Here is a 5,422-nt window from a genome sequence, read left to right as displayed (position 1 = left end):
AAGAGACGGGTACTACCCGTACCTCGCGATGCTGGCGATTCACATCATCCTCTCTATCGTGTCGGTTCCGGTCGTGCTCTACGCACTCGTCCTCGGTCTGACTCACTCCGAGCGCGAACTTCGGACCGAGACGCCACACCGGAAGGTCGGCCGCATCGCCGCCGGTGCGTGGCTCGTCTCGCTCGCGCTCGGCGTCGTAACCTACCTCCTGCTCAATCAGATCTACAGTTGGGAGTACGTCGCCTCGGCGGCGGGCACCCTCGTCGCCCCGTTCGTCGGTTTCTGAAGTCCGCCCGCAAATCCGGACACTTCCCTCGAATCGCGGCCACGAAAGCTGTGGATTTTTATCGCGGCACGTAGTGGCGGCGAATATGCGAGTCGCGCTCGTCTCGATGTACACGACACACCACGAAGAGACGGGTGCAACGAGACGGCTTCGGCGGACGGCGGAACTCCTCGCCGAGCGCGACCACGACGTATTCGTCTGCTGTGCCCAGTGGTGGGACGGCGAGGTCGTCGAGTTCAAACAGAACGACGTGACTTACTACCGCGTGACTGAGACGCCGTCGTCCGGTCGATTCGCTTCGAAAGTTCCCTTCGTCCTCCGCGAAATCTCACCCGACGTGATTCAGGTGGCGAGCTATCCACCGTCGCACGTCACGGCAGTCAAAACTGCGGCACGGTTCCTCCGAACACCCGTCGTCGCCGACTGGTGGAACCGTGACAGCCGAGGCGGGTCGCGGGCATACACCCGCGCGGCCAAAGCACCGAACGCCGTCTTGGTCCCCTCCGAGATGGTCCGCACGCAGGTCCGCGAGTTGGGCGCGTCCACATCCGCGACGCGAGTCGTGCCCGAACCCATCAACATGGACCTCGTCCGCGAGGCCGACGCCGAAGAACGCGCAGACGTGGTCTACGCGCGCGAACTCGACGAGCACGCGAACGTCGAGAGCTTCCTGCTCGCGCTCGCGGAACTCCGAGACAAGGGCTGGTCTGCGGTCGTCATCGGCGACGGTCCGGAGCGTTCGACCGCCGAGCAGACCGCCCGCGACCTTCGCATCGACGACAGAATCGAGTTCGTCGGCGAACTCCCGGCTGACGAGGCGGTGCCGATTATGAAGGGCGCGCACGTCTTCGCGCAGACGGCGACGGTCGAGCCCTTCGCGACGAACTTGCTTTGGGCGCTCGCCTGTGGCTGTGTGAGCATCGTCGAGTATCAAGCCCGGTCGTCGGCCCACGAACTCGTAGAGGGTCGCGAACGCGGGTCGCTCGTCACCAGCCCGCAGGAACTTGCGGACGAAATCGTTGCTGCCCGCGGCTTCGACCACCAGACGGTAGACGAGGACTACGCCCGCTACGACTTCCGGCACGTCGTCAACGAGTACGAGTCGGTGTACGAAGCGGAAATCGACGATTACGGCTTCTTCTGGGACGGACGGCGGTCGATTTCGAGACGTGAGTAGCTGTCCCGGAACAGCGCCCCCGCTCACGGCCGGTAAAAAACGAAGAAACGCGACGACGAGATTAGTCCTGAATGTCGTAGTCGCCGCCGTACTTCATGAAGAAGTACGCGAGACCGAGCGTTGCGACCATCGCAAAGCTCGTTGCCACGCCGAGCGCCTTCGCGCTGCCGGGGACTCGCGGGAGATTTGCGCCACCGCCCCCACCGACTTCGACGGTTGCAACGTCGCCACCGACGGCGACTGCGCCGAGCATGCCGAGCGTCTGGTGCGGGGAACAGTAGTACTTCGAGATGCCGGCGTCACCCTCTTCGAAGGTGTACTCGTAGGTGGTGCCAGCCTCCTTCACGGGCGCACCAGAGTCGAGGCTCGCGGGGCCTTCTTCCATCTTGATGTTGTGGGCACCGCCCTCACCGGTCCACTCCCACGTCACGGTCGTCCCGGGGTCGATCCAGACGCCCGCCGGTGAGAACGAAAGACCGTCTCCCGCGCCGACCTTGATGGTCACCTCACTCTGTCCGCGGAGGTCCTCGTAACCTCCATTGACTCCGTCGAGGTAGCCGCCGAAGTCAGGTTCTTCTGTTTGCGCCGCGGCCGTGCCAGAAGTGGCGGCAACCGCCGCGCCGCCAGCGGCCGCCCCGAGGAACGCCCGCCGAGACATATCCACGTTGCCGTCGGTCATGTCCGCCGCTTGGTGTGGGCCTGTAGTGAATACTTTGGTTCGCGTCCGTCGTCCGAGGGAACCCGCGCCTCAATTTGACGGGTCCCCACCGTCGTTTGATGGGGCGCTCTTGTGACGACCGAGTTAGAGCGTGTAGTCGAACTCGCCCGTCTCGCTCTCCAAGAACGCCGTCAGGAGGTCGATGTAGGCGACCACGTCGTCCTCGTGGACGCTCTCCGTGACGGTGTGGAGGTAGCGCGTCGGCATCGAGATGGCACCGACCGGCTTTGCGCCGTAGGTGTTCTGGAAGCCACCGGTGTCCGTGCCGCCAGCGGGGAGCAGCTCCATCTGGTAGTCGATTTCGTTCGTTTCGGCCACGTCGCGCAGGCGACGGTGGATTTTGGGATTGGCGATGGCGCTGGAGTCTTTCAGTTTGATACCGGCACCTTCGCCGAGCTCGGTGACGAAGTCTGCCGGGTCGAAGCCGGGCACGTCGTTTGCGACGGTCGTGTCGAGACCGAGTGCGAGGTCGGGGTTGAGGTCGACGCCGAGTGCTTGTGCGCCGCGGAGGCCGACTTCTTCCTGCACCGTTGCTGCGAAGTGGATGGTTACGTCAGGGTCCTCGATGCGCCGGGCGGCTTCGAGCATAGCGAACAAGCAGACGCGGTCGTCGATGGCCTTGCCCGTGATGTGGTCGCCCATGCGGACGGTCGTCTGTTCCATCGTCACGAGGTCGCCGACGGAGACGGTCTCTTTGACCGTCTCGGCGGGCAGACCGACGTCGACGTACGCGTCTTTGACCTTCGGGTCCTTCTTCTTCTGCTCCTCGGTGAGCGTGTGCGGCGGGACGGAGCCGATAACGCCCGTGAGGTCCTCGTCTTCAGTGTGGACAGTGACGCGCTGGGCCTTCAGGACGCGGGGGTCCCAGCCGCCGAGCGCGTCGAGTTGGATGAAGCCGTCGTCGTTGATGTGGCGGACCATGAAGCCGATTTCGTCCATGTGGGCGGCGACGGCGACCTCGTAGTCACTTTTGCCCTCGATGGTGCCGACGACGTTGCCCATCGGGTCGACACGAACGCGGTCCGTCGTTTCTTCGAGGTCCTCGCGGACGAGCGCGCGGATACGGTCCTCGTAGCCCGGGACGCCACTGGTCTCGGTGAGTTGCTTCAGTCGGTCGAAATCAAAGTCCATGAATTTGCATGAATTGCCGTTGTAGATAAGTCCATCAGTCCCGGGCGACCGTGCCGCCTCTCACAGACTGGGGGTGGGCACGCTTGTGACGGAAGGGTGGCATGGTGGACTCTCCGGCGAACTCTATCTGAAAGCCCATCGTCGTGTGTCTACAGGTCACTCTCCGGTGACGGCGGGGCCGCGACGGGACGTTTTGGTAGCGACCCAGCTACCGACAAACGCTCCGAGCATCCCGAACGCACCAGCGAAAACGACGATGACGACCGTGACGAACAGTATCAGCATCGCTTGCACGACGCCGAACCACGCTGGCTGGTCTAACCCGGCGATGTACGGGAACACTCGGTGTGAATGCCAGACGAGTGGAAGCGCCCCGACAATTCCGGTTCGGAACCCGACGCCCGAGGCGTCTCCCGACCCATGTTCGAACAGGAATCCACCGACGAAACTGGCGAGGAGCACGGGACCGAGTGGGAGACTCCCCGGAGACGACTGCCAGGACGTGACGAACACGTACCACGCACAGACGCCGCCGACGGGGAGCGCATACGCCCACGGATGGTCTGTGAGCGTGCTGTGAAGGGACTGGAGGGACATGAGTAAAGAATGACATCCTATCGTGATAACTGTGTAGCAAGTACACGACCGAGACCCTATTGCCCGTCTCCGGGGACCCTTTTCACATCCCCACGCTATTCGAAGTCAACCCGTGCTGTCGTGGGGAAACTACCAATCTGTTTTTGGTTGTTCCGGAATATTTTTCCACATCAATGCGTAGATAGATAGTATGTCAGACGCTGAATCTCAACTCCGCGAACAGTTCATGGATGCGTTCTCGAATGCAAGCTTCCCCGTGGACAACCAGATGTCGCTCGTCCCCGCTCTCCCGAACGGTCCGGGCACGAAGTTCGAAGCCGGCGACACGACCATCACGGCGATGGAACTCGCCGCAAAGCTCGGCAAGCACCAGGAATTCCCCTACGAAGACGCCGAGAGTCTCGTCGATGACGTCATCGACGGACTCAAGGCTGAAGACATGATTTAATCACGGCACCACGCCGTGACGGATACGAAACGCGTACTCTGGGAACGCTGGGTCGACCGCTTCGTCGACGCTGCAGACCCGACACAACTTTTCGCGACTAACAGTGACGGAACCGTCGAGACTATCGAGTACGGTCGCGACGACCGTCTCATTCTCCGTCGTAGCGAGCGCATGGAGCGCATGCTTCGTGAAGCCGGCGGCCGCGTCGTCGCTGACCACGAGCGACGGAACGGTCGCTACGAGGGCCTCGTCTACATGATGTACACCCTCGACGGCGACGAGGTCGTCCCGCGATACCTCGGTAAGTGCGGGAAATTCGGTGCCTCGGGGACCGACCTCAACAGTAACCTGCGAAGTATCGAGACTAACGACGGGAAACTCGCGCGATGGGGGTACGCCAACGATTACCACTTAGGCGACCTCTCAGCGGTCATCTTCCGCGAGGGTTCGTCACAAAAATACAACCACTGGGTTGCGGAGTTGTTCGACACCACCGACCCACCAACCCTCCGCGAGCCGGTTTACTTCTGGGTCGAACCGTGGGAAGTCGGCACTGAAGGCCCATACCCCGATACTCGACCGTATCTCGAAGAACTGGAGTACCAACTCATCGGCATCGCTTTCGAACTGTTTCCCGAACGGCTCCTGAACACCGAGGGCGTTCCCACGAATCCCGAAGCGTACGCGAAGATGCGCGGGTGGACCGACCGAGAAGAGACACGGCTTTCGGACTTCTGACACCCAAACCGATTTCTCGTCACCGCGTCAACCCTTGTGGTATGCGAACGTACGATATCGAGCGCTACCTGAACATCAGGAGCGCCTACGGAGCCTCCTTCGCACCCGACGGCGACCGCCTCTCGTTTCTCATGGACACGACGGGCGTCCCGCAGGTGTGGACAGTCAACGGACCGGGCGTCTGGCCCGAACAGCGGACCTTCTACGAGGAACGCGTCACCTTCGGGTCGTGGTCTCCCGAGCGACCCGAGTTGATTTTCGGCATGGACAAAGGCGGCAACGAGCGCGAACAGTTGTTCCGTCTCGAACCCGACAGTGGTGTTATCG

At 62.3% G+C, this 5,422-nt stretch carries 8 protein-coding genes; 5 read left to right on the top strand and 3 right to left on the bottom strand.

All coding sequences use genetic code 11. The features are described from left to right. Both QT222_RS07305 and QT222_RS07300 read left to right on the top strand, forming a co-directional pair. Window positions 1–286, top strand: a 286-nt coding sequence (locus tag QT222_RS07305) for a DUF420 domain-containing protein (RefSeq protein WP_491476779.1), incomplete at its 5' end; no start/stop codon positions are given. A gap of 85 nt (window positions 287–371) precedes the next feature. Next, complete coding sequence (locus QT222_RS07300) at window positions 372–1,463, top strand: glycosyltransferase (protein WP_491476778.1); 1,092 nt, start codon at window positions 372–374, stop codon at window positions 1,461–1,463. 61 nt (window positions 1,464–1,524) lie between these two features. Here the strand turns inward: QT222_RS07300 and QT222_RS07295 are convergent, their stop codons facing one another. The 3 genes from QT222_RS07295 to QT222_RS07285 all read right to left on the bottom strand — a co-directional run bounded on the left by QT222_RS07295 (window position 1,525) and on the right by QT222_RS07285 (window position 3,909). Continuing rightward, window positions 1,525–2,142, bottom strand: coding sequence for a halocyanin domain-containing protein (locus tag QT222_RS07295; RefSeq protein WP_004057435.1), 618 nt, complete (start codon window positions 2,140–2,142; stop codon window positions 1,525–1,527). Between the two features lie 123 nt (window positions 2,143–2,265). Next, window positions 2,266–3,312: a M42 family metallopeptidase gene (locus tag QT222_RS07290; protein ID WP_004057434.1), complete on the bottom strand. Its 1,047-nt coding sequence runs from the start codon at window positions 3,310–3,312 to the stop codon at window positions 2,266–2,268. Window positions 3,313–3,468: 156 nt separating this feature from the next. Next, the gene (locus QT222_RS07285) at window positions 3,469–3,909 is read right to left on the bottom strand and encodes a DUF5518 domain-containing protein (RefSeq protein WP_004057433.1); all 441 of its coding nucleotides are present in this window, start codon (window positions 3,907–3,909) and stop codon (window positions 3,469–3,471) included. 190 nt (window positions 3,910–4,099) lie between these two features. On the opposite strand from QT222_RS07285, the gene QT222_RS07280 reads away from it, so the two are divergent. The 3 genes from QT222_RS07280 to QT222_RS07270 all read left to right on the top strand — a co-directional run. After that, the gene (locus QT222_RS07280) at window positions 4,100–4,357 is read left to right on the top strand and encodes an MTH865 family protein (RefSeq protein WP_004057432.1); all 258 of its coding nucleotides are present in this window, start codon (window positions 4,100–4,102) and stop codon (window positions 4,355–4,357) included. 15 nt (window positions 4,358–4,372) lie between these two features. Then, window positions 4,373–5,095, top strand: coding sequence for a hypothetical protein (locus QT222_RS07275; protein ID WP_004057431.1), 723 nt, complete (start codon window positions 4,373–4,375; stop codon window positions 5,093–5,095). A gap of 41 nt (window positions 5,096–5,136) precedes the next feature. Continuing rightward, the coding region (locus QT222_RS07270; RefSeq protein WP_491476777.1) for a TolB-like translocation protein at window positions 5,137–5,422 on the top strand (286 nt) is incomplete at its 3' end.

The sequence above is a fragment of the Haloferax sp. s1 genome (assembly GCF_058382125.1).
Note: the sequence above shows the minus strand (reverse complement) of the source record. Positions and strands in the feature narration are given on the sequence as shown.